Below are 24,423 nucleotides of genomic sequence, written 5' to 3'. Positions count from 1 at the left end.
CTATTTGAAGTAATACATAGGAGATCACATGGCGTGGCCACCAAATCCTCATAAAAATCAAACTCCAACTCAACAAGAGCTCACCACATCAAATGCCCCACAGCCAAACTCGCCTGAATGGCGACTCATCGAAAAAACGATGATGGCGAGTATTGATGAACAGCGTCGCGCACGTCGTTGGAGTATTTTCTTTAAATTACTAACGTTCGCCTATGTGGTGTTCTTTGTGCTTATGCTGGGTCGAGGCTGTGCACCGACCCAAACCAAAGGTGCCCCACTGGGCATCAATGAGCCACATTTGGCCGTGGTGGATGTGCGCGGTGCGATTACGGCTGATGGCGAGACGAGCGCACACCACATTAATAGCGCATTGACAGAGGCATTCGAGAACACGCATGCCAAGGCGGTTGCACTTGCCATCAACTCGCCAGGTGGTTCGCCCGTGCAGTCTGATGAGGTGTGGCAGATGGCGATGGATCTAAAACAAGAGTATCCCGATAAAAAACTGTATGCGGTGATTGGTGACACAGGCGCATCAGGTGCGTATTACATCGCATCGGCAGCGGATGAGATTTGGGTGAATCCGTCAAGCTTGGTAGGCTCAATTGGTGTCATCATGTCAAGCTACAACATCGAGCAGCTACTTGACAAGATGGGTGTGCAAGACCATACCATGACCGCAGGCGAGTATAAGGACATTCTGTCCATGTCGCGCCCGATGAATGAAGCTGAGCGTGCGCATGTCCAAAAGCTGCTTGACACCACTCATCAAAACTTCATCGATGCAGTCAAGCAAGGTCGCGGCGACAAACTAAAAAATGCCGAGCAAAATCAAATCTTTACAGGGCTGTTTTGGACAGGAAAAGAGTCTGTTGAGCTGGGATTGGCTGATAAGATTGGCGGCATGTCGCAATTGGAAAAAGAGCTTAAGCTAGAACAGGTCAATTATAGCTATGTTGATCCTGTGAAGCAGTTCTTTGATCGCTTTGGCGTACAGATGGGCAAAGGTCTGGGGCAGGGCGTTAAGATTGCCATGAGTGACGAGGTGAAACCAAGCCTAAAATAATGTCAAACAAATAAAAAACACACCTAGGTCTTAGGTGTGTTTTTTATTGGGATTAATTATCTAAATCGCAGCTTTTGTTAACATCTGCCAAGGCTTCTTCGATGATTTTTTGGCTGACGCCTTTTTTGCGAAGCTTTTCGATGAATAGCACGTCATCAGATAGGTTGTAGTTGCAGTTATCTCGGTCTAGACCTTGACGAATATAAAGGCGAATCAGTCCTTGAATTCTATTAAAGCCATGCGCTCCAGCGGTATCTTCAAGATGCGAGATAATCTCTTCAGATAAGCGCAGATGGATGGGGCGCATGATGACTTCAGGATGATTGGAAAATTTGTTTTTGATTTTTGGGGAAATCATGGTTGCTACCTTGCCAAAATTTAAAGAGTATTGTAACACACAAGTGGTAGGAAAATAAAACAAAAGTTGTAGAAAACTTTAAGTGATTCTTATGATTGTGTTAAGTGTATAACTTTGATTTTTATGAATTTTCATAAAAAAATACGCACCGATGTGGTGCGTATTTTAGGTCTTGTTATTAGTGACGGAAGTGGCGCATGCCTGTGAACACCATGGCGATGCCGTGTTCGTTGGCAGCGGCGATGGTCTCCTCGTCACGCATAGAGCCACCAGGTTGGATGATGCATTTGATACCAGCGGCGGCGGCATTGTCAATGCCATCGCGGAATGGGAAGAAGGCATCTGATGCCATGACAGCACCTTCAACCACCAGACCTGCGTGTTCTGCCTTAATGGCAGCGATACGTGCAGAGTTCACACGGCTCATCTGACCTGCGCCGATACCGATGGTTTGGCGATTCTTGGCATATACGATGGCGTTAGATTTAACGTATTTGGCAACTTTCCAAGCAAAGATCAGATCGTCAAGCTCAGCTTCGGTCGGTGCGCGCTCAGTCACGACGCGAAGATCGTCCTTAGTGATCATGCCTAGGTCTTGGTCTTGAACCAACAGACCACCATTAACGCGTTTATAGTCTAGCTGCGTGGCGCGCTCTTCTGGGTTAGGTAGATCGCCGCAGACCAGTACGCGAACGTTCTTCTTCGTGCCCGTTACTTCTAGCACACCATCTTCGATGCTTGGTGCGATGATGACTTCAACGAATTGACGCTCAACAATGGCACGTGCTGTCTCAACATCAAGCCGGCGGTTAAAGGCAATGATGCCGCCAAATGCTGATTCTGGGTCGGTGGCATAAGCCAGGTTGTATGCATCCAAGATGCCATCTAGTGAAACTGACACACCGCAAGGGTTGGCGTGTTTAACGATCACACAGGCAGGTTTGGTGAATGATTTTACACATTCTAAAGCAGCATCGGTGTCAGCGATGTTGTTATAAGACAGCTCTTTGCCTTGTAATTGGTAAGCGGTCGCAACCGAGGCTTCTTGTGCGCCATGCTCCACATAGAATGCGGCTTTTTGGTGTGGGTTTTCGCCATAACGCAGGTCTTGTGATTTGGCAAGCTGTACGTTAAAGGTGCGAGCAAAATCAGTCATTCGGGTGGAGTCTTCGCTTGGTGCTGTAGCGGCATCGTTTAGACGTGCGCCAAAGAATGAAGCGATCATGCCATCATAATGCGCGGTATGCTCAAAGGCCTTTACCGCCAGATCAAAACGCGTGGCATAGCTGATGTCGCCTGCGGTTTGGATTTCGTTCAGTACGCGTGCATAGTCTGCTGGGTTGGTGATGATGCCAACGTGTGCATGGTTCTTAGCGGCAGAGCGCACCATGGCAGGGCCGCCGATGTCGATGTTCTCGATCGCGTCAGACATTTTTACGTCAGACTTAGCCACGGTGGCTGCGAATGGATATAGGTTCACCGCGACGATGTCAATGCGATCGATGCCGTGTTCGTTCATGATGTCATCATCGATGCCGCGACGGCCTAGGATGCCACCGTGGATTTTTGGGTGTAGGGTTTTGACGCGGCCGTCCATCATCTCGCTAAAGCCTGTGTGCGCCGAGACTTCGGTCGCTGCCACGCCAGATTCTGTTAATAGCTTAAATGTACCACCAGTTGATAAAATTCCAAAACCTGAATCTACCAAGCCTTTGGCAAATTCAACAATACCCGCCTTGTCCGAAACTGACAATAAGGCAAAACGCTTAACACTCATAATACCCCCAATGCGCATGACTGCGACTGTATGAACAATAAATAAAATATAAGCCAAATGTACAAAAGAGCGACTCCATAATGACATAAAACGCTCTTGTCAAAAGCCGTTGCTATGATAGCAGTTTTGGCGTTTTTTATAAAGGGGCAGAGGGGAGTTTTGTGTGGAATTTTACCATTATTGCAGGCGAAATTGTGCAGATTGGCTAATTACAGCAGTCCGTGTGCTTTTAATTTGCTGCTCAGGGTGCCACGGTTTAGACCAAGTAGCTTGGTGGTTTTTGATTGGTTACCGCGAGTGTGCTTGAGCGTCACGATCAATAGCGGACGTTCAAGCTCGGCCAAGAATACTTGATAGATGTCATTGGCGTCCTTTTCAGCGGTGGCTAGATACTGCTCGACCGCTTGCCCAACGTGCGTCGATAGTGGGATGGGACTAATGTTTTGGTCAATCATGGGAATCTTGAAATATAAAATCAAATCTAAACTGAATAAATGAATTTTCGACCACAAATCGCAAAGTGCAATTAAAAAACAGATCTAAGTATTTAAATGTTGCGCAAATATTAACAAAAGCTTGCTGAAATTGGTAACGGTTTTATGTTATGCAGTATAATAAAAATGTAATTGTGTAATGATTAAAAAATATACAACTTAATTTGATGAAATAAATAAATCTTATGAAAGACAATGACTTATCACTGTGTTGGATGAATTTTGAACAAAAGTGAATATTTGCAAAACGATACAAATAATTCATAAAAAATCGGCTTTTAATCAATAAGATCAAAAGCCGATATGTATCAAATGGTCAAAAGGCGATTATTTCTTGATGCCTGACAGGCGATGCCAGTGGTGATCGTCTTTGTTATCATAGTGATAAGCGGCACCTAATTCAAAATAAGGCGCATAGGCATCGATGACGCTTTGGGTTTGGTTCTCAATCAATCCTGCTAGTACGATCGAGCCACCGTCTTTTAATAGGGTGCTAAATAGCGGCGCAAATTCGATGAGTGGCTTGGCTAGGATGTTGGCTGTGATGGTATCAGCTGTGAGGTCATGCGCGCGTTGATATTCGCTAAACTCTTCGGGCAAGAAGACTTTTAGGAGGTCGGATACGTTGTTTAGGGCGGCGTTTTGGCGTGTCGCGAGAATGGCCTGCGGGTCGATATCCACTGCCAATACTTCTTTTGCGCCCAGTAGTAATGCTGCCACGCCCAGCACGCCTGAACCACAGCCATAGTCAATGACGACTTTGTCTTTTAGGTTTTGCGCTGACAGCCAGTCTAGACATAGGCGAGTCGTGGCGTGATAGCCCGTACCAAAGGCAAGACCTGGATCTAAAATCAGATTCGTCGCGGTAGGATCAGGCGCGTCTAGCCACTCAGGGATGATCCATAGATTGCCTTCGCATTTGACAGGCTTATAATGCGCCATCCATTCGCGGGACCAGTCTTTGTCATCAAGGCGCGTCGTCCAAAATCGGCTTGCGCTCACTTGTGCGGCGATGTCATTGGCAAGCGCCTCAAAATTTGTGCCATCGAATCGATCGTCTGAATTGGTGTCGTAGATGGCAGTCAAGATAACCTCGTCCCATAGCGGCTCCTCGCCAGGCAATGGCTCAAATAATGGCTCATCGCCCGCGTCTTCTAGAAGTATGGAAACCGCTTCGCTTTCATAGAATAAAGCCTCAGCGAATTCAACTTTATTTTTTGGGCATTGTAGATGTATGTGCTGCCACGACATAAAATAGCCTTATGTTATCAATTAGAATAAACGCATTATAACAAATTTTGTCAATCATTTAAAAAATTTTGAGTATTGAACAGCTGCATCGTTAGGCACTATTGATAAAATGGCTCAGGTGTGGGCGGCTCTTCGTTGCTAGGCGTGTAGAATTCTTCATCAGAAGGCATGGGCTCTTCGATGATATAATCATCCTCTAAGTAGTCTTCTTCCATGCTCACCAGCTCATCACCCAGTGCGTCGATGCGCTCTTGTAGGGTGACATTGTAGCGTATGTTCGCAGCGCAGCTGCCGTATTCTTGTGGCATGAATTCACGAATCACCGGTGCCCATATCGCTCTTTGGCAGCCTTGATGGGACAGCAGTCCTGTGCCGTTATCCAGCCACGTCCATTCGATATCTGTAGGCAGTGGCAGCTCAACAGGCGTGTGATTAAGCGGCTGCATGAATGCTCGCCAAATGGGCAGAGCGCCTGAGCTTCCGGTAAGCCCGATGGGTTTATTGTCATCACGTCCAATCCAGACCACGGACACATAGTTACCGCTATAACCTGCAAACCAAGCATCGCGCCCATCGTTCGTCGTGCCAGTCTTGCCTGCTAGATTAAGGGCTGAATTAAAGTTACCTGCGCGTGCCGTACCGTGAGTGAAGACTTTTTGCATGGCGTAATTGGTCAGATAGGTTGCCTTGGGCGATAAGCGAATCTGAGCTCTGCTGTCACTGTTTTGAAGGACTTTTCCTTTATCGTCAATCACGCTTTTGATGGTATGAATGGGCGCGCTGACTCCGCTATTGGCGAAAGTCTGATAAATGCTAAGAACTTGCATGGGTGACATATCTACCGCGCCCAGCAGCACTGAAGGGTAGTTAGGAGTCTGATCGCTGACACCCAGCATCTGCAGCTGACGATAAAAAATCGGCAAACCAAACTCCATGCCAACATTGACCGCAGCTTGGTTGTAGGAGTGAGCCAGTGCGGTGGTGAGTGGTGTTGCGCCATGTGAGACGCCGCTGTAGTTCTTGGGTGCCCAAGTCTGATTACCGATGGTATAAGTCAGCGGGCTGTCATCAACGCTACTGGCTAGATTGTAACGACCTGACTGCAGGGCAGTGAGATAGATAATGGGTTTTAGGAGTGAGCCGACTTGTCGCTTGGCATCGATGGCGCGGTTGAATCCTGTAAAATCAGCACTACTACCAACAATGGCAACCACCTCGCCTGTAACAGGATTGGCACTAATGAGTGCACCTTGTAGATTGGATTTTTTGTTATTTTTGATGGCGTTATCGGCGGCACGTTGGGCGAGAGGATCTAGGGTTGAGATGATCCTCAGACCACGGTTTTGTAGGTCTTCTTCTTTATAATAAGCCTTCAATTCGCGCTGAATCGCATCAAAAAAATCAGGAAAGCGGCTCTTGGCGATGGTTGGGGTCTTGACCACGTCGAGTGGTTTTTGGGTGGCGCTGTCGTATTCTTCTTGGCTGATTTTGCCTGTGATGAGCATGTTGTGCAGCACGGTGTTACGACGGTCTTTGGCACGTTCTGGGTGCTTTCGTGGATTGTAGTAGCTTGAACCTTTGGCAATGCCGACCAATAGCGCGTACTGATCAAGACGAAGCTCCGCCAAGGGTTTATTAAAATAAAACTGCGATGCAATGCCAAAGCCATTCACCGAGCGATTGCCATTTTGACCAAGGTTGATCTCGTTTAGATAAGCGAGCAGGATCTCATCTTTGTCATAATGCAGCTCAAGAAGTAGAGCCATTAGGGCTTCATTGGCTTTACGTTTTAGGGTGCGATCAGAATTTAGGTAGAAATTTTTGATCAGCTGCTGTGTGATTGTTGAGCCGCCTTGGCGCGTACCGCCTGTGACATTAGAGAGTAGGGCGCGCGCGGTACCACGCATGGACACGCCGTGATGCTCATAAAAGTTACGATCTTCGGTGGCGATGAGTGCATTCATCAGATGCTTTGGCACATTGTCCTTGGTGAGTAGAATGCGATCTTCATTATTCTCAGGATAGATGCCGCCGACATTCACTGGCTCTAAGCGCAGCGCTGTTCGCTGAGTGGGCTGACTGGTCTGCAGGCGGGCGATTTTACCATTGGAGAACAGCACCTTGATGGTCTGCTTGGGTTCGACATCGCCATCACCATAATTAAAGCCACGCGTATATATGGTGTAGGTGCTGCCTGATTTTTGGTAGCTGCCTTGGGTGTTTTTGCCTTGGCTGTAGTTAAGGAGTTTTAGCCATGATTCTAGATCGCCTGCTTTGACAGGTGCGTTCGGATATAGCTCTAGCGGGCGTGAATAGACAGTGGCGGGGATGTCCCAGCGGCGATTTTCAAATTTATTGATGATGGTGTTATTTAGATAAAACGCATATAAACCCAACAAAATCATCGCTGCAACAATGATGATAAGCAGGATAAAACCAATGATTGAGCCTTGTTGTTGTTTTGGGGGTTGGCCTGTAAATTGATCAAAGGACTTCGTCATAAACTGACCTTACAAATAAATTACCAACATACTAGCGATTTGCGATGAAATTATCAAGGGGCTTGTATGATTTGATGTGCTTGTTGGTTTCGGGTTTGTAGAATTTTTGATAAGTGGTTCAATTTTATGGTAATAATACAAATAAGTTCATGGAAAATTGATGAAAAAACACCGTGAGTATTGTCATCGTGTTACTGGAGAATTTCTCAATCAACGCGCCTGATGATACATGAAAGTGATATAATAACGCGTTTATGCCAAATTAAAAAAGTGTTTGATTATGAATACTGCTGCCGATACGAAGATGGATGAGATTGAGCAATCACTCATTTTGCCGCCAGAAGGGGCATGCTTTCATTGTGGGGAGGTGCTGCCAAAAGAGCCATTTTATACCGTGATTTTTGATAAATCGCGTCCGATGTGCTGCCTAGGCTGTAAGCTTGCTTCGCAAAGTATCGTAGAGTCTGGACTTGAGCAGTATTATCTAGATCGAAGGGAGATCAGTCCGACCGCAAGCCTGCCTGATGCGATGAATTTTGATGCGTATAATCATGACGACATCAAAGCACAATTCGTCTATCAAGAAGATGGTGGCAGCACGGCAGAATTATCTGTGGCGAACCTACGCTGCTCGGCGTGCACGTGGCTTATTGAGACGCGTCTAAGAGCAATCGATGGCGTGCGTGCGTGCCAAGTGAACCTCACTCAGCAAAGAATGCGTGTAAACTGGGATGAAAATCAGTGCGATATCGGTGAGATTCTACAGGCGGTGCATTCGGTGGGTTATAATGCCAAGCCATATCGCCAAGATACGCATGAGGCGATGATGAAGCGACAAAACAAGCAAATGCTCATCCGTCTTGCCATCGCTGCGCTTGGTGCGATGCAGGCGATGATGTTCTCGATTGGCATGTATTTTGGCGAATATAGTGGTATTTTGACTGAACATCGAGATTTCTTGCGCCATGTGGCGATGTTTGTGACCATTCCTGTGATGTTCTATGCAGGCGTGCCGTTCTTCACGTCGGCTTATAATGCCATCAAGGCGCGTCAGGTGAGCATGGATGTGCCTGTATCGATCGCGCTGATTACTACCTTTGGCGCCAGCGTTTATGCGACATTAACAGGTACGGGTGAGGCGTATTTTGATTCGGTGTCGATGTTTATCTTTTTCTTATTGGCGGGACGCTACATTGAACAAAATGCCCGCCTAAAAGCATCAAACATGGCATCAGATCTGGTGGTGATCGAGCCGATTTTGGTACAAAAAATCGCCCAAGATGCGTCATTGGTAACAAGTTTATCTGCTGATAATAAAGCAAGCATCATCCAATCATGGTGGCAAAATCACCACCATTTAGATAACATCCTAGAGCGGAACGTAGATGATGAGGATAAGATTCTGGCACAGTCTGTCAAGGTGGGCGACATCATTCGGATCGATGCAGGCAGCCAGATCGTCGCTGATGGTATCTTGTTATCACAAAGCGCCACGGTGTCGCAGAGTCTATTGACCGGTGAGAGTGATCTTATCGTCAAGCATCAAGGCGATATGGTGGTCGGTGGCGCTCAGAATGACAGCCAGCCGTTCGTCATGCTCGTCACCAAGGAGATCGATAACAGTCAAATCGCGCTCATTGATCGACTCATGAACCGCGCCATGAGCGAAAAGCCCAAAATCGCCCAAGATGCTGATAAGATGGCGCGCTGGTTCGTGGCACGCGTGCTTGTCCTGTCATGCCTTGTGTTCTTGGTGTGGTGGTTTGTGGATAAGAGCGAGTCGCTGTGGGCGACGGTAGCGGTACTGGTGGCGACTTGCCCGTGTGCTCTTAGCCTTGCCACGCCGATTGCACTTACTGTAGCGACCAATCGCTTGGCGGGATTTGGATTCCTAGCGACGCGCGGGCACACCATTCAGACGTTATCGGAAGTGTCTTATGCTTGTTTTGATAAGACGGGTACACTGACGCTGGGTCAGGCTAATCTGCTAGACACAGTGAGTGTGATTGATAAGACAAAAGCCCTAGAAATCGCTGCCGCGCTTGAGATTGGCTCAAAGCACCCTGTGGCGTGGGCGCTACTCACTGCTGCTCATGGACTTCATCTGCCTAAGGTAAAAGACAGCACACACCACACGGCGGGCGGTGTGGAAGGCTGGATAGATGGTGTGGCTTATCGTATCGGACATCAAAAATTTGTCCTACCAACAGGCGTACTGGCTGATGAGCTGCATGAGAATCTACCTGCGCATCAGGCGAACATGTCGGTATTATTGTCAAGTCAGGTTAATGGGGTGTGGCAGGTGGTGGCACGGTTTTATTTTAATGATGCGATTCGCCAAGATGCTCGCGCAATGATTGATGAATTAAAATCACAAAACATCACACCAATCATGCTAACCGGCGACCCAAATCCAAATGCATTAGAAGTGGCTAAGCAGCTGGGCATCGAACAGGCTTATTTTGGTCTGACGCCAGAGGGCAAAGTCAAGCACATCAAAGACCTACAAGCGGCAGGTCATGCCGTGCTCATGGTGGGCGACGGGATTAATGATGCGCCTGTACTGGCGGCGGCGAATGTCTCGACAGCGATGGCAGGCGCAGCCGATCTGGCGCAGGTGTCCGCTGACAGTGTGCTATTGGGTGGGCGACTCATGCCACTGGCGCAAGCGACCAGACTGTCCACCAAGACCCAAAAAATCATCCGCCAAAACTTACGCTGGGCACTAATCTATAATAGCTTGGTGCTTATTCCTGCTGCCTTAGGCTATGTACCGCCTTGGTTGGCAGCGATTGGCATGAGCTTATCAAGCTTGCTCGTTGTGGCGAACGCCATGCGCCTAAAACGTTGATCGGTTGGTTAATTATAAGTATAAAAAATATCGCACCAATTGAGTGCGATATTTTTATTGGTAAGTTTCATTAGTTAATCAGTCGTCTTGTAGATAGCCGATTAAGCGCAGGAATTCGATGTACATCCATACTAGGGTTGATAGAATACCGATGCTATACACCCATTCAAATTCACGAGCCACACCGTATCGGACGCCTTTATCCACATTATCAAAATCAAGCAGCAAGCTAAACGAGGCGATGATCACCACAAAGATACTAAAGCCAATCGCGACCATGCCGCCATCGAACAATAGGGGTAGGCTTGAGCCGAACAGTCTAAAGCCAAGCTGTACAAGGTATAGGATACCAATGGCGATGATCGCAGACGTTAGGATCGAGCGGAATTTCTCAGTAACTTTCACGATGCCTGTGCTGTACAGGGTTAGCATCACGGCTGCGGTGATGAAAGTGGCTGACAGCGCTGACAGCGGTACACTAGGGTATCTTAGGAACATGATGGTGCTAAACGCCCCAAGCAGCACACCTTCACACAGTGCATATGGCACCGCTAAGCTCTTAGCAAGGTGTGGCTTAAATGCTGATACCAAGCCTAAGCCCATGCCTGCAAACAGACCCACCAAGGCAAGCGGATATAGCATACTAACCGATATACCACCCATCAGAGCATAGAAGAATACACCAAAGCCTGAGACGGCAGCCAAAGCCAATAAGAACGCGCTTTTTTTGACGACACCGCCAACGGTCATCGGAACACTACCAGCCGCAAGCTCGGTGCGACTGACGATAGGGTTTGCCATAATTTTTCCTTAATAAAAAAATAAAAATCTTTCACTGATTATAAGGCAGATTTTAGAAAAATCAAGCATTAATCAATGGCTTATCGTTCATACACTAAGCCATGAGCGCTGATGATATCTAAAAACTTAGGTTGTGTTGATGTGGGGTTTTTTGATATTATACGCTTTATTTTTGCATTGATTTTTATGTCAAATTTTGTGAATAATCACCCAAAGCGTCCTAAGTTCCAGCGCATTGGCTTGATGGGGCGCGCCGGCAAAAAAAGCGTGGTCGAAACCCTAAATGAGCTCATCGTTTTACTTGATGAGCGTGATTTGTCCATCGTCATCGATACCGAGACCGCTGCAATCGAGGGGCTTGAGATCGATTTTGATAAGGTGGACGGTAATCAATTTAAGATCGTTCCACGCCAAAAGATTGGCGAGCATTGTGATTTTGCCATCGTGGTTGGCGGTGATGGTTCGATGCTGCAGGCGGCGAGTGTGCTGGCGGGTACGGATGTGCCTGTGCTGGGTGTGAACCGTGGGCGACTTGGATTCTTGGCGGACGTCAACCCAGATGAGCTGACAGAGCGTGTCACGCAGGTGTTGGACGGAGATTATTGGCTGGCGGAACGGTTTTTATTGACATTTAAGATTGTGAATAATGATGCTGATGGCAAGCCGACCAACATGGTCATCCATGAAGATGTGGCATTAAATGACATCGTTCTGCACGCTGGCAAATCGGTGCATACCATTGATTTTCAATTAAAAATTAATGGCACAGACGTCTATCGTCAGCATGCCGATGGTCTGATCGTAGCGACACCGACAGGATCGACCGCTTATTCACTCTCAGCAGGCGGGCCCATCATCCACCCGACCATTGATGCCATCTGTATTGTGCCGATGCATCCGCATACGCTGTCTAGCCGTCCTCTGGTGGTGGCAGGTAGCAGCCAAATCGCCATCAACATTCACAAAGATAATCGCACACAGCCCATGGTGGGCGCAGATGGTAAGGCATCAGCACCACTCGATAACGATCAGACACTACTCATTGCCAAGCATGATAAGACCTTACTGCTGCTGCATCCACCGAGCTATAGCTTCTATGAGGCGTGCCGCACCAAGCTAAACTGGAACCTATACACAGAAGAACTCGCCCTAAAGACCGAATGAAACACCCAAGAGATCAAAGATGAATAAAGAAGACATACTAGATAGCCTAAATCCTGAAATCGTCGCAAAGTTCCGCACCGCCATTGAGCTGGGCAAATGGGACAACGGCGTTCGTCTGACAGATGAGCAGCGCCAGACCTGCATGCAAGCGGTGATGGTTTGGGAGCATGAACACCTACCGGTTGAAGAGCGTACAGGCTATATCCAGAAGCCAAAAGACGATAAAGGCAACACCGTCGGCGAAGAGTGTGATGTGGAGCATGAGCATCATTATCCCAACGCTGAGCGACCTGTGAATTTTAAGAACTAGAAGGTTTTACCTGCTAAGACCAAAAATAAACCCCTGTTTATAAAGATGAAAGCAGGGGTTTATTTTTTGGTTGCGGGGTTTTATCAACCTATTGAACTATTGCTAAAATGTAAAGTTTTGTGTAATATAAAAATTTATATTTTGAGGGAGTGAAACATGAAAAAAGTTCTTATGGCTTGACTTGCTATGATGTTAATTGGCTGCAGTCAAGATGCAGTAAAAAATCCAGCAGAAACAGCAGCCAAAGAAATTACACAAACCCCTGTTAAAGAAACAGGTATTCGCACATTGGTAATTAACGAAATTAGTGAAATTAATGCTAATGCTGAGCAGATTAAAGCTGAGATTAGTGCGGAAGAAAGAGCATTGATTGAAGAATATTTTACCAGAGCGGAAACATTAAGGTTGCTCAATGGTGATAAATCCATGTTTGGCGTGCCCTTAGGCGAAGCAATTGAGAAAACCAAAGAACACTTTGAAAATAAATCTATTATGGATGAAAAAATCACTGCATTTAATGATCTATATAAAGTGGAGCTTGTAGGCTTTGAAAAAAATACTAAGTATTCAGATAAAGGCATGGATTTAAAAATCAAATTTACTAATAATTCTGATAAAGTGGTCTCTGCGATTGATGGTTGGGTGGAGCTAGAGGTGGAAGGTATTGATAAATCCGATTCTTTTCATATAGGAACTTATAAATTTGAGAAACCTTTGGCAAAGAATGAGGATGCTGAGATAACCCACTGGACTAAACCCACTACTTTAGCTACCATCAAGATTGGACAAGGAAATGCGATCGCAAAAATGTTCTTCAAGGATATTACTGTGCTTTTTGATGATGGTACAACTGATAAGATAGAAAAGATGTATTAAAATAAAAAAACCACCCTTTAAGAGGGTGGTTTTTTTATTCTTGATATGCTTTTTAATATTTGGTGTATGGGTTCAATCCCAACAATATCCAATCATACCAACACCCGCCACACCACAAACCCAATCGCCAATACATGAAAAATCACCCCCACCCACCAAATCGGCAGGGTCAGCCCAATCGCGATAAATCCTAAAAATCCACCCAAGGCAATCCAGTCATGGCGTTTTTGATTCAGGAAATCAGCGCGCAGCGCTTGGATCTCACGCAGTTCTTTGTCTTGTCTTGCGCCCAGTGTCGCCATGGACTGCACGCCTTGCGTGATGAGCTTAGGCAGTTCGGTGGCGCAGAGCAGTAACTCGGGGCTTTTTTCTTTGATGTCGTTTAGATTTTTGACGGGGTCTAATTGGTCTCTTACCCACGCGGTTAAGATTGGCTTTGCCAGAGACCAGATGTCAAGCGCAGGATACAACTCACGCCCAAGCCCTTCGACATGAACCAAGGTCTTAAGCAGTAGCATCAGCTGCGGTGGTATGCTCATCTGATGACGGCGCGCGATGTTTAATATCTCAAATAAGATGCCAGCAAAGTCAAGCTCGCTCATGGGTTTGGACACCATGGGGCTGACCGTACGCGCCATATCACGGATAAGTGCGTGCTTGTCAGCAGAAGGCGGTATCCAGCCTGCTTGAGAGATGATATCTACTAGGGCGGTGTAGTTGCCATTCATGACTGACAGCAGCATGCGCGCGACGACCAGCTGATCCTCGCGTGACAGCTCGCCCATGATTGCACAGTCCAACCCCAGGTAGCGCGGATTGGCGACGGCTTCACCATTGGGTAGGGTTTCGACAAAGATATTGCCAGGGTGCATGTCCGCGTGGAAGAAGTTATCGCGAAACACCTGTGTGAAGAATATCGTCAAGCCATTCTTGGCAAGTAACGAGCGATCATAGCCTAGGGCATCAAATTTCTCTGTCTGAGAAATTGGCACGCCAAAAATTCGCTCCGAGACCATGACCGATTTATTCGCCATGTACACTTCTGGTACATAGATTAGCGATGAGCCTGTGAAGTTATTACGCATGCGAGTGGCGTTGGCAGATTCTAGGGTGAGATCCAGCTCATTTAGCATGATCTGTCGGTAGTCTTCTACCACGCTGACGATATGCACGGCACGCGCAGACTCCAATCGAGCAGACAGCCAATTTGCCATTTCGCGCAGCAGCTCGAAGTCTTGAATGATGACAGGCTTGATGTCAGGGCGAACGACCTTTACGACCACTTCACGACCGTCGTGGAGGCTGGCGGTGTGTACTTGAGCGATACTGGCGGCGGCGAGTGGCTTATTATCAAACCGAGCGAACAGCTCATCGACAGGCTTGCCAAGACCTGTCTTGGGGTTTTGGATTTCGGATTTTAGGATGTCCACATCGAAGGGTGCGACTTTATCCTGTAATAGTGATAACTGCGCGATGATGTTTGGCGGCAGTAGGTCGGATCGTGTGGAGAGCAGCTGCCCTAATTTTAAGAAAAGCGTACCCATCTCTTCAAAGGCGAGCTTGACGCCCATGGGGTGATGCGATTTGCCTAGGCTTGCAGGATGCAGGCGAATCAGACGTGCCAATGGCGCAAGCTCTGGCATGTCACCGACGGGCAGATGCGTGTCTAGGCGATATTTAGCAGCGATGCGATATAGCGAAAGTAGGCGTTTACGATGAGAGATGAGCATGGTTATGGTTGGTTTTGTAGGGCGGTTAGGCGAGCTTGTTCGCGTTCGATGTCACTTTGCAGGCGCAGCAGTTCTTGCTTTTTTTGGCTGATGGCATCGTCCAGCGCGCTGTCCTGAGCTGGGGTGATTGCACCTGTGATGATGGACTTTAGAGAGTCGAGCACTGGCGAGACAATCGGGGATATCTCTTGGGTGAGCATGTAGGCATAGCTTGCACCGCTTTTGCCGATTAGGTTTTCTAATTGGGCGAATGCATCGGGGCTAAAATCATCGCTTAGGGCTTTGATTTGCATGAGCACCTTATGATCGCCCTTAATGGGGAGGTTGCCCGATGGGTTTTGCATGAGTGCCAGTAGCTCTCTTGGACTGGTAGCATGTAGCGTGCAGTCAGGTTCTGTGATGATACCGTCTTGGGGTTCAAAGAGGCTTTGGCTGACAGGCTCAAACCTCACATGATCATCACAAAACAGCACATCAACGGACAGCGATGGATTGGCAATGATCACGCGAAACGTCTTGCCAGACAGACCATTAAGATGTGAAATGGCGATGGGATCCGTGCCAAGCACGCCATTGATGATGTGCTCAACAATCCCAAGAGTAAGCACGCTAATCATCAGCGTGCCTTAAACCCACGATGCACCGCCACGATGCCGCCAGTTAGGTTGTGGTAGTCGCAGTTTACAAATCCTGCTTTTTCCATCATGTCTTTTAAGGTGGCTTGGTCGGGGTGCATACGGATGGACTCTGCCAGATATTGATAGCTTTGAGCATCGCCGGCGACGATCTTTCCCATCACAGGCAGGGCGGTGAATGAATAAAGATCGTAAGCCTTTGATAGTGGCTCAAAAACAGGTTTACTAAATTCAAGCACAAGCAGTCGTCCACCTGGTTTTAGGACGCGGTGCATCGCTTCAAGGGCTTTTTGTTTGTCGGTGACGTTACGCAGACCGAAGCTGATGGTCACCAAATCAAATGAATTGTCCTCGAAAGGCTCTAGCGTCTCAGCATTCGCCAAAACGAAATCAACGTTATTGCAACCTGCATTAATCAGGCGAGTACGACCAACCTCAAGCATCGCTTCGTTGATGTCAGACAGCACCACGCGACCTGAGCGACTCACTTCACGGCTAAACACTTTGGCAAGATCGCCTGTACCGCCCGCGATGTCGAGCACGCGCTGACCTGAACGCACGCCAGTTAGGCTGATGGCATAACGCTTCCATAGTCTGTGAATACCAAAGCTCATGAGGTCATTCATGATGTCGTATTTTGAGGCGACAGAGGTGAAGACCTCGGCGACTTTACTTTGCTTTTCTCGGGCATCCACGGTCTGATAACCAAAATGCGTCGTCTCGCCCACGTTCTCAGAATAAGCGCGCTGCATCGGATTGTTCGCATTGGCAGGGCTTTGCATTGCTGACTGTCCTTGTGGCGTGCCAGTAGGCAAAATATTAGGATTGGTAAATTCGTTTGACTTGTTATCTTGGCTCATGGCTTGTTCCAATTTTTATGAATAAATATGACTAAAAAATCCCTATCATAATACTATAAATAGGGATTTTTTCATACCATAAATTGCCATTTTAGATGGATGATTTTACACGCAGGTTAATAAACTTTGCCATCTTGATGAATTCGCTCAATCGTGGCCAACTCATTTTGGGTAAATGATACGGTGAAATCATCAATCTTTTTTATGCTTTTGATGGCGATCAGTCCATCATGAATGAAGTCATACAAAGGCTGATAGCCGTGATGATAGGCGGTGGATTTCGCCAAAGAAAACGCTTTTTGTAATAAAAATGAATTAAATTGCTTGTATGATAGCTCGCACACCTCTTTGATGGCGTGAATCTGTGCGATGCGTGCGTCTTTTGCATTAACGGCTTGATAGACTTCAACCATCAGCGCATCGGTAATGCCGTCTTGATGGAATGATTGTAGATATGTATCATTTCGTTGGATGGCTTTGGCAAGTACAAGATCAAGCTCCACCGCCAGAACCGCTGCCTTTACACCTAGGATGCCTGTGGCGAGTGTGTTTTGTGGAATGAGCTTTTCTAGGCGGCCCGAGCCATTTAGGGCGTTATTGCCCGCGGTGAGAAGCTGCTTGGCAAGTATGTCAAAATCCTTATCGCTATAGATGCGATCGATCAGATAATGAGCAAGTGGCGCAGTTTTATTGTTATCAAACAGTGGTTTATTGGTTCGATGAATGCGTGATTTTTGCCATGTCTGAACTTCATTTACAATGTGTTTAAGATTGGCATCACTGTGGTGTGGTAGGGCTTGATAGCCATTTAGGGTATCGACCAAAGATTGAATGTGCGACATGTACTCACCGATAAAAGCGTCTATAATTTTAAGCCTATGTTGGGGTGGTATATCAAAATTCAATCGTAATACTACTCCGGATAAAAACGCAAAATGATAACATCTGACACGAATATGACAAAATTTAGCCAAATTGGCGATGATATGTTAAAATTGTCATAAAACTGTCATATTTGATTCTTACAATATCGCATTCGTGTTTTTCGGGCAGTTTTAAACTAACAATCAAATCGTCTTGGCGGATTTATGGTAAATTCAGCGAAACAAAGCACACCCATGCTGGCAAATGTTTTCTTTGCGGTATTGCTTGCAGGGATGTGCGTTTATTTTGTGATGTGGGGGTTGGAGTATACCTTGCATCAACAAGTGCTGCTATTTATGGTAGCAAGCTTTTTTGGTATTTTCATGGCGTTTAACATCGGCGGTAATGATGTGGCGAACTCGTTCGGTACGTCTGTCGGTGCAGGCACATTGACCGTCACCCAAGCACTTGCGGTGGCGGCTATTTTTGAGGTGTCGGGTGCGGTACTGGCTGGTGCTGCGGTAACTGACACCATCCGAAGTGGTATCGTGGACATCGGCAAGCTGGGCGTATCGCCAAATCAGTTCATCTATCTGATGCTGTCGGCGCTTGCGGCGGCTGCTTTTTGGTTGCTTTTCGCCACCAAAAAGGGCTTGCCAGTATCGACCACACACGCCATCATTGGAGGCATCGTTGGTTCATCCATCGTGCTTGGTATTAGCTTCGGTGGTTCAGAGCTTGCGTTCTCAACCGTTAAATGGTCAAAAATCGGCGAAATCGCCATTTCTTGGGTAGTGTCACCTGTGCTTGGCGGTCTGCTGTCTTATATCCTATATGGTCTTATCAAGCGTAATATCTTGGCGTATAACGACAAAGTAGAAGTGCGTGTCAAGTCATTAAAAGCTCGCAAAAAAGCCCTAAAACGCGAACAAAAAGAGCATTTTGAGGCGTTAAATGATGGCGAGAAGCTGCCTTATACCACCGCGCTGCTGCGTGACCAAGAAGCTTTCAACGAAGGCGAATGTCAGCGTGATGAGCTTGAGACGGAATATTATCGCTCACTACACGACATTGAGAACGAGCGCAGTAATCTAGACACCCTTAAAGCCCTAAAAACTTGGGTGCCATTAATCGCGGCGCTTGGCGCGGTCATCATGACAGCGATGGTGGTATTCAAGGGTCTAAAGAACACGGGTCTAAACCTATCAACGCTGCACGCAAGCCTTGTGATGGGCATGATTGGTGCGATGGTGTGGCTAACTGCCTTCATCTATACCAAGACCATTCGCGGCAAGCATAAAGAAGACCTAGGCAAGGCGACATTCATCATGTTCAGCTGGATGCAGGTATTTACCGCGTGTGCTTTTGCTTTCTCGCATGGTTCGAACGACATCGCGAACGCGGTCGGTCCTTTCGTTGCCATCCTAGATGTCATCAAAGAAAACGCCATCGCAGCCAAGGCATCAGTTCCTGCGCCTGTCATGCTGACCTTTGGTGTCTCGCTTATCGTAGGTCTGTGGTTCATCGGTAAAGAAGTCATTCAGACTGTCGGCACGAATCTAACCGAGATGCATCCTGCATCAGGCTTTGCTGCAGAGCTAGCAGCAGCAGCGGTCGTGATGGGTGCATCTAGCTTGGGTATTCCTGTATCTAGTACGCACATTCTGGTGGGTGCGGTATTGGGTATTGGTATTGTTAATAAGAACACCAACTGGAAGCTCATGAAGCCGATCGGACTTGCTTGGGTCATCACATTGCCAGCGGCGGCATGTATTAGTGCGCTGTTCTTTGTGGTGCTGTCTAATGTGATGTAAGTACACATCAGCCTTCAAGCGACTTGTTATGATGATCATGGCAGGTCGTTTTTTATTACAAAGCCATCAACCAAAGCAAATTAAAAATAAAAATGATCTGCGCATGATTGTATAAATTTGATATACTTATGCCAAATTTATCGATTTGTATGATAGCTAACGGAGTGATCATGAGTGACCATATCGAACCGACATTAGAGCAGCGCCGTATTATCTATCAGGCGCGCCGCGGTCTAAAAGAACTTGATTATTATATTGACCCTTATGTCAAAGAGCATTATCTAAGCGCGTCTGACGATGAGCAGGCGGCATTTGTGCGTTTATTGGAGCATGAGGATCCTGATTTGTTGTTGTTTTTCTTGGGTCAAGAACGTCCTGATGATGAGGGTGTGGCGCGTCTGATTGAGCGCATGAAACAGCTAAAATATGCTAACTAAAACTCCCAATTTCTCCAAAAACATCCTGAACTTAGACATCGTAATCCATCAAAGCTGCCTAAGATTTATCCCTTGGGCGGCATTTGTGATTGCAGTGATGCTCATCTCTTGGCAGACGTTATTAGCGTGGCAATGTGTACTGTTATTTGCCATTACCAGTGTGTTCTCGTGGATTTATGTAGGGCGTATTAAGATCGTATGGATGGGCTGTACGCATACTGATGGCCCGTGGCAGCTTAGTGTTGGCCGAGGTATCGGGCGAGGTGTAAGGCGACAGCTATGGCAGGCATATCTACTATCCAGTCAGCGAGCGATCGGTATGAATGGGGCGGTGGTATTAAAATTCTATGTGATTGAGCCTAGAAAGCGATACTTTGAGGTGATGATTCATCGACGTGATGTGGCGGATGCTGATTATCGTAAGCTATTGGGTCTTTGTACTTTATCATCTAAGCTGATGACAAATTAATAATAAGTGCATAAAAAATTACACAACAACCACACTCTTATGATTTGATTTTGATAAGATGATGGTGAGTTTCTCGGCAAGTTAAACAGTGCTTGTCGTTTCACATTACAATAATGTATCAAGATTTAATCACTAAGGATAATTCATGAGCTTACTTCAATCTATCGTAACCCAAGCCGTTCAAAATGCCTTACAAGGCGACCAAAGATCACAGCAGCAAGGCGGTCTAGGCGGTCTATTGGGTGGACTAGCTGACAGTCAAAACTCTAACGCAGGTCTTGGCGGTGTTCTAGGTCAAGTTCTAGGCAGTCAAGGCAGTTCACAAGCTGGGCTTGGTGGGCTGCTAAGGGATGTATTGGGTGGTGGCGCACAAAGCCGTCAAGCTAGCCCAACCGATCTTGGTGACATCCTAGGCGGTGTTCTAGGCAGCCAATCACAAGCACAAAGCCGTCAAGGTGGATTTAACAAATCAACATTGCTACTGGCTTTATTGCCTGTCGTGCTTGCCTACATCCAAAAAAATGGCGGTCTGTCAGGCGTCCTTGCCAAATTCCAAGGCAACGGTCTAGGCAACAAAGCTCAGTCTTGGACGAGCATTGATGTAGACAATGACGGTATCGATGCCGATGATGTGGCTCGCCTGTTCGGCAGTCAAGAGATTAACGAAGTTGCCCAAAAGACAGGCGCAAGCGAACTGGAAGTGCGCCAAGGCATTGCAGGATTGCTACCACAGATTATGAACGACCTTACGCCACACGGCAGTGTCGAGGCTGACGAGAGTGAGGCAAATGCTGAGATCGATCAGATTCTATCACAGCTTCGTGGTAAGTTCTAATCAGTATTCTTTAATCATTATTCATAAAGCCATCTATCATAGATGGCTTTATTTTTTATCTAATATCTCAATTTTCATTATATTCATGGTGATTTTCTGTGGTTATATCATAAATCTTTGACAAAAAACTGCTCAATAATCGTTCTAGCTTGTGATTCATTTGCTATGGGAGAGTGGTGGAAAGTTGGCTTTGTGATGCGTGAGGTTAATTTGGTGGTCTGGATTGCCGTGGCATTGGTATGGTGGAAAGTACTGGGCTATTACTAATCCAAATCTTTGCGCAATTCCTCCAAAAAAAACGGTTCAGCTTTGAACCGTTTTTTGTTATGATGATTTTTTTTGTATATATAAGGGTGACCTATGGCGAATTTGGCGTTATTTGATTTGGACATGACGATGCTGAATGTGGACAGTGACCACAGTTGGGGGCAGTTCATCGTGGAGCATGGTTTGGTGGATGCAGGCGTGTATGCTAATGCTAACGATAAATTTTACCAAGATTACATCAATGGCACGCTTGATGCGGTGGAATATAATGAGTTTGTGGCGGATTTTTTGAGCACGCAAAGCATGGATGAACTACAAGCATATCGCCAGGAATATCTGGACACTTGGATCATTCCGAATATGCGCCCAAAGGCACTTGAACAAATCAAACACCATAAGAATCAAGGGGATACCGTGGTAGTCATCAGCGCGACCAATGACTTTGTGGTAAAACCAATCGCCAGTCTATTCGGGGTGGATGATGCGCACACGATGGCTACAGCACTTGAGATTAAGGACAATAGCTACACGGGGAAGGTTGCGGGCCGTCCTAATTTCAAGGAAGGCAAACTGTACCATCTAGGCGAATTTATTAAGCGTTGCCAAGACAATAATATCGCCTTTGACAAGACCATCGCCTATTCTGATTCAAAAAATGACCTGCCGCTACTCAACTTTGCTGATGAAGCGGTGTGCGTCACCCCTGATGACATCCTAAGACGAGAGGCTCATGCGAGAGGGTGGCGCATTGAGGATTGGTCGCTTTAATGAGTTTGTAGCTGTTTGATGCTATTCAAACAAATCAAGCTGTTCAACGCCATCAATACTCTCAAGATTTGAAAAAGTAACACCAACCAAGCGTACAGGCAGGTGCTTTGGGGTGTTATGATACAGTTCATGCAGCCAAGGCAGAACGGCATCTGGACTCTTGAAGGGTGACTTCACCGAGTGGCTGCGCGTAATCTGACTAAAATCACTGTATTTTAGTTTTAAAGTGACCGTGTGGGCGCGCATTTGGCGCTGGATCAGATCCTGCCAAGCTTCTAGATTCTGCTCATGGATTCTACCAAGGATGAATTCGTCATTGGCGGAGTTCTCGGTAAAGGTAATCTCAGTGCCAATGGACTTGCGCACGCGTTCTGGCTTGACTTCACGTTCATCGTGTCCGTGAGCGATGTTGTGATAGAACCGGCCGCGCTTATTCCCAAACACTTCCACCAGTCGGTATAGGGGCATGTTTTTTAGGTCTTGACCTGTAAATACGCCCAGCTCGTGCAGTCTTTTGGCGCTGGCTTTGCCAATGCCGTGGAAGCGCTCAATAGGTAGCTTGCTGATAAAATCATCCGCCATGTCAGGCGTGATGACGGCGATGCCATTGGGCTTGTTGATGTCGGAGGCGATTTTGGCAAGCATCTTATTAAATGACACACCGGCTGATGAGGTTAGCCCCGTTTGTTTATAAATCTCAGCGCGTAGCCAGTTCGCCATCAGTGTCGCCGAGCCGTTGCAGTGAAGCTTAACTGTAACATCTAGATAAGCTTCATCGAGTGATAAGGGTTCGACCATGTCAGTAAGCTTTAGCATGATGGTTTTGACTTGGCTGCTGACGGCGCGGTATACTTCAAACCGTGGGCGGACGAAGATAGCTTGCGGGCAGCGTTTTTGAGCTTCGTAGCAACTCATCGCTGAACGCACGCCAAAGACTCGAGCCTCGTAACTGGCTGCTGCCACCACACCACGACCTTTAGGATCTCCGCCGACAACCAGAGGCTTGCCGCGATATTCTAGATGGTCACGTTGCTCGACACTGGCGAAGAATGCGTCCATGTCTAGGTGGATGATTTTACGCATGGGCTTAGCTATCGAGACAGTGCCCAAATCGTCTGCAGGGCAGATAACGCTACCACAGGCGCGGTCTCAGTGCGCAGAACGCGTTCACCGATTGTCCAAGCGTGAAAGCCGTGACCGATGGCAAGATCGATTTCATCTTGACTAAGCCCGCCCTCAGGTCCGACGAGTAGGGCGATGTCTTGGGATAGGTTAGTTGGCTGGTAGTCGCCATCACTGACCGCCATGATGAGCTTTAAAATTGAGGTGCATTGAGGGACCCAGTCACGTACGTCAATGGGCGGTAGAACCTGCGGGACGATATTTAGACCGCACTGTTCACAAGCAGCAACAGCAACGGCCTGCCAATGAGTGAGTTTTTTCTTATCACGTTCGTATTTTAGGTGCTCTTGGCAGTGTTCGCTGGTCAGTAGCTGAATCTGATGAACACCCATCTCGATGGCTTTTTGGATGGCGTAATCCATGCGTTCGCCGCGGCTCATCACTTGCCCTAGAGTCACTTTAAAGGGTGCGTCTTTGTTATTGGGATTGTAGTTATTAATGGTGACTTGGGCGGATTTTTTGTCAATGTGCGTGAGTGTCACGGCATATTCGCCGCCTTGCCCATTAAACAGCACGGCATTATCGCTAACGCGTGCGCGCAGCACCTTACCCCAATGATGCGCGACATCATCAGGCAGGGTAAAAACATCACCGACAACCAGTTCACAGTCCACAAAAAAACGATTCATCAATACGGCTCAATCAAAAATAAATAAACCATCGCCGCAATGTTGGCGATGATGGTAAGATAAAAAGTAAGTTGGAATTCTTCTTTTTGGGTCTTATGGCGAAGCTGATGCTGGGAAAAAGCCGCACCGATCCAGCCACCAAGAAGCGACCAAAGATGTAGGCTGTACTCAGCGATGCGGCGCTCTTTATTCTTGGCTGCTTGTTTATCCAGTGCGTACATGCCATAGCTGGCAAGGCTGGTAACGCCGTGAATGGCAGCCACCATCCAAGGCAACACGCCAATGACGATCAATATCGCTACGATTGCCAGATAGCCCGTCGCGGTATAACATGCCAATATGGAGCGCGGCGCTCGTTTTTGTCCTACCATGATAATAAATCCAGTGCCTTTAACAGCTATTATAAAGTATCAATAACCCTAAAAGTAAAGTAAATCAATTCAGTGAAAAATTTATCCATAGATGATAAAAAGATGACAACGAC

At 47.0% G+C, this 24,423-nt stretch carries 23 protein-coding genes; 10 read left to right on the top strand and 13 right to left on the bottom strand.

The window, feature by feature from the left end:
- The first annotated feature begins 28 nt into the window (after window positions 1–28).
- On the top strand, window positions 29–1,066 hold the full coding sequence (gene sppA, locus AAX10_RS06505; protein WP_046700179.1) for a signal peptide peptidase SppA: 1,038 nt from the start codon (window positions 29–31) through the stop codon (window positions 1,064–1,066).
- Between the two features lie 52 nt (window positions 1,067–1,118).
- Here the strand turns inward: sppA and AAX10_RS06500 are convergent, their stop codons facing one another.
- The 5 genes from AAX10_RS06500 to mrcB form a co-directional block, all read right to left on the bottom strand.
- Window positions 1,119–1,424, bottom strand: coding sequence for a hypothetical protein (locus tag AAX10_RS06500; protein ID WP_046700178.1), 306 nt, complete (start codon window positions 1,422–1,424; stop codon window positions 1,119–1,121).
- A 178-nt stretch (window positions 1,425–1,602) separates the two neighbouring features.
- Window positions 1,603–3,201: a bifunctional phosphoribosylaminoimidazolecarboxamide formyltransferase/IMP cyclohydrolase gene (gene purH, locus AAX10_RS06495; protein WP_046700656.1), complete on the bottom strand. Its 1,599-nt coding sequence runs from the start codon at window positions 3,199–3,201 to the stop codon at window positions 1,603–1,605.
- 209 nt (window positions 3,202–3,410) lie between these two features.
- Window positions 3,411–3,656: a helix-turn-helix domain-containing protein gene (locus tag AAX10_RS10555; protein ID WP_046698426.1), complete on the bottom strand. Its 246-nt coding sequence runs from the start codon at window positions 3,654–3,656 to the stop codon at window positions 3,411–3,413.
- Between the two features lie 366 nt (window positions 3,657–4,022).
- Entirely contained in the window at window positions 4,023–4,946 is a 924-nt protein-coding gene (gene prmA, locus AAX10_RS06485; protein ID WP_046700177.1) for a 50S ribosomal protein L11 methyltransferase, read from the bottom strand.
- A 98-nt stretch (window positions 4,947–5,044) separates the two neighbouring features.
- Entirely contained in the window at window positions 5,045–7,447 is a 2,403-nt protein-coding gene (mrcB, locus tag AAX10_RS06480) for a penicillin-binding protein 1B (protein WP_046700176.1), read from the bottom strand.
- 280 nt (window positions 7,448–7,727) lie between these two features.
- Between mrcB and AAX10_RS06475 the strand changes: the two genes are divergently transcribed.
- Complete coding sequence (locus AAX10_RS06475; protein WP_046698424.1) at window positions 7,728–10,298, top strand: heavy metal translocating P-type ATPase; 2,571 nt, start codon at window positions 7,728–7,730, stop codon at window positions 10,296–10,298.
- A gap of 78 nt (window positions 10,299–10,376) precedes the next feature.
- Here AAX10_RS06475 and AAX10_RS06470 read toward each other — a convergent pair whose 3' ends face one another.
- Window positions 10,377–11,099 carry a Bax inhibitor-1/YccA family protein gene (locus AAX10_RS06470; RefSeq protein WP_046698423.1) on the bottom strand — a complete coding sequence of 241 codons (723 nt, stop codon included), beginning with the start codon at window positions 11,097–11,099 and terminating at the stop codon, window positions 10,377–10,379.
- Window positions 11,100–11,285: 186 nt separating this feature from the next.
- Between AAX10_RS06470 and AAX10_RS06465 the strand changes: the two genes are divergently transcribed.
- The 3 genes from AAX10_RS06465 (at window position 11,286) to AAX10_RS06455 (ending at window position 13,449) form a co-directional block, all read left to right on the top strand.
- Window positions 11,286–12,263 (top strand): NAD(+) kinase, encoded by a 978-nt coding sequence (locus AAX10_RS06465; RefSeq protein ID WP_046698982.1) that lies wholly within the window; start codon window positions 11,286–11,288, stop codon window positions 12,261–12,263.
- A gap of 19 nt (window positions 12,264–12,282) precedes the next feature.
- Window positions 12,283–12,573: a YeaC family protein gene (locus AAX10_RS06460; RefSeq protein ID WP_046698422.1), complete on the top strand. Its 291-nt coding sequence runs from the start codon at window positions 12,283–12,285 to the stop codon at window positions 12,571–12,573.
- A 186-nt stretch (window positions 12,574–12,759) separates the two neighbouring features.
- Window positions 12,760–13,449, top strand: coding sequence for a hypothetical protein (locus tag AAX10_RS06455; RefSeq protein WP_046698421.1), 690 nt, complete (start codon window positions 12,760–12,762; stop codon window positions 13,447–13,449).
- Between the two features lie 92 nt (window positions 13,450–13,541).
- Here AAX10_RS06455 and AAX10_RS06450 read toward each other — a convergent pair whose 3' ends face one another.
- The 4 genes from AAX10_RS06450 to AAX10_RS06435 all read right to left on the bottom strand — a co-directional run bounded on the left by AAX10_RS06450 (window position 13,542) and on the right by AAX10_RS06435 (window position 17,516).
- A complete protein-coding gene (locus AAX10_RS06450; protein ID WP_046700175.1) occupies window positions 13,542–15,179 on the bottom strand; it encodes an ABC1 kinase family protein in 1,638 nt (545 codons plus the stop codon).
- Between the two features lie 2 nt (window positions 15,180–15,181).
- On the bottom strand, window positions 15,182–15,796 hold the full coding sequence (locus tag AAX10_RS06445) for an SCP2 sterol-binding domain-containing protein (protein WP_080947085.1): 615 nt from the start codon (window positions 15,794–15,796) through the stop codon (window positions 15,182–15,184).
- Window positions 15,796–16,674: a bifunctional demethylmenaquinone methyltransferase/2-methoxy-6-polyprenyl-1,4-benzoquinol methylase UbiE gene (ubiE, locus tag AAX10_RS06440; RefSeq protein WP_046700173.1), complete on the bottom strand. Its 879-nt coding sequence runs from the start codon at window positions 16,672–16,674 to the stop codon at window positions 15,796–15,798. The genes AAX10_RS06445 and ubiE overlap by 1 nt, the downstream gene beginning before the upstream one ends.
- Before the next feature lie 116 nt (window positions 16,675–16,790).
- Window positions 16,791–17,516, bottom strand: coding sequence for an FFLEELY motif protein (locus tag AAX10_RS06435; protein ID WP_046700172.1), 726 nt, complete (start codon window positions 17,514–17,516; stop codon window positions 16,791–16,793).
- Window positions 17,517–17,762: 246 nt separating this feature from the next.
- On the opposite strand from AAX10_RS06435, the gene AAX10_RS06430 reads away from it, so the two are divergent.
- The 5 genes from AAX10_RS06430 (at window position 17,763) to AAX10_RS06405 (ending at window position 22,128) form a co-directional block, all read left to right on the top strand.
- The gene (locus AAX10_RS06430) at window positions 17,763–19,352 is read left to right on the top strand and encodes an inorganic phosphate transporter (protein WP_046700171.1); all 1,590 of its coding nucleotides are present in this window, start codon (window positions 17,763–17,765) and stop codon (window positions 19,350–19,352) included.
- Between the two features lie 170 nt (window positions 19,353–19,522).
- Complete coding sequence (locus AAX10_RS06425) at window positions 19,523–19,789, top strand: FAD assembly factor SdhE (protein WP_036366093.1); 267 nt, start codon at window positions 19,523–19,525, stop codon at window positions 19,787–19,789.
- Window positions 19,779–20,258, top strand: a complete 480-nt coding sequence (locus AAX10_RS06420) for a hypothetical protein (protein WP_046700170.1) — start codon at window positions 19,779–19,781, stop codon at window positions 20,256–20,258. The genes AAX10_RS06425 and AAX10_RS06420 overlap by 11 nt, the downstream gene beginning before the upstream one ends.
- A 145-nt stretch (window positions 20,259–20,403) precedes the next feature.
- Complete coding sequence (locus tag AAX10_RS06415) at window positions 20,404–21,093, top strand: YidB family protein (protein ID WP_046698415.1); 690 nt, start codon at window positions 20,404–20,406, stop codon at window positions 21,091–21,093.
- Between the two features lie 360 nt (window positions 21,094–21,453).
- Complete coding sequence (locus AAX10_RS06405) at window positions 21,454–22,128, top strand: HAD family hydrolase (RefSeq protein WP_046700169.1); 675 nt, start codon at window positions 21,454–21,456, stop codon at window positions 22,126–22,128.
- Window positions 22,129–22,149: 21 nt separating this feature from the next.
- Here the strand turns inward: AAX10_RS06405 and dinB are convergent, their stop codons facing one another.
- The 3 genes from dinB to AAX10_RS06390 are packed head-to-tail and all read right to left on the bottom strand — an operon-like array spanning window position 22,150 to window position 24,310.
- Window positions 22,150–23,211 carry a DNA polymerase IV gene (gene dinB / locus AAX10_RS06400; protein ID WP_046700168.1) on the bottom strand — a complete coding sequence of 354 codons (1,062 nt, stop codon included), beginning with the start codon at window positions 23,209–23,211 and terminating at the stop codon, window positions 22,150–22,152.
- An 8-nt stretch (window positions 23,212–23,219) separates the two neighbouring features.
- Entirely contained in the window at window positions 23,220–23,939 is a 720-nt protein-coding gene (locus AAX10_RS06395; RefSeq protein WP_046700167.1) for a 16S rRNA (uracil(1498)-N(3))-methyltransferase, read from the bottom strand.
- Window positions 23,939–24,310 carry a DUF1294 domain-containing protein gene (locus AAX10_RS06390; protein WP_036366103.1) on the bottom strand — a complete coding sequence of 124 codons (372 nt, stop codon included), beginning with the start codon at window positions 24,308–24,310 and terminating at the stop codon, window positions 23,939–23,941. Before AAX10_RS06390 ends, AAX10_RS06395 begins: the two co-directional genes overlap by 1 nt.
- Between the last annotated feature and the right edge of the window lie 113 nt (window positions 24,311–24,423).

This window comes from Moraxella bovoculi, assembly GCF_000988745.2.
Taxonomy (GTDB): Bacteria; Pseudomonadota; Gammaproteobacteria; order Pseudomonadales; family Moraxellaceae; genus Moraxella; species Moraxella bovoculi.
The sequence above is the reverse complement of the archived record's forward strand: the minus strand, read 5'-3'. Positions and strand labels throughout refer to the sequence as shown.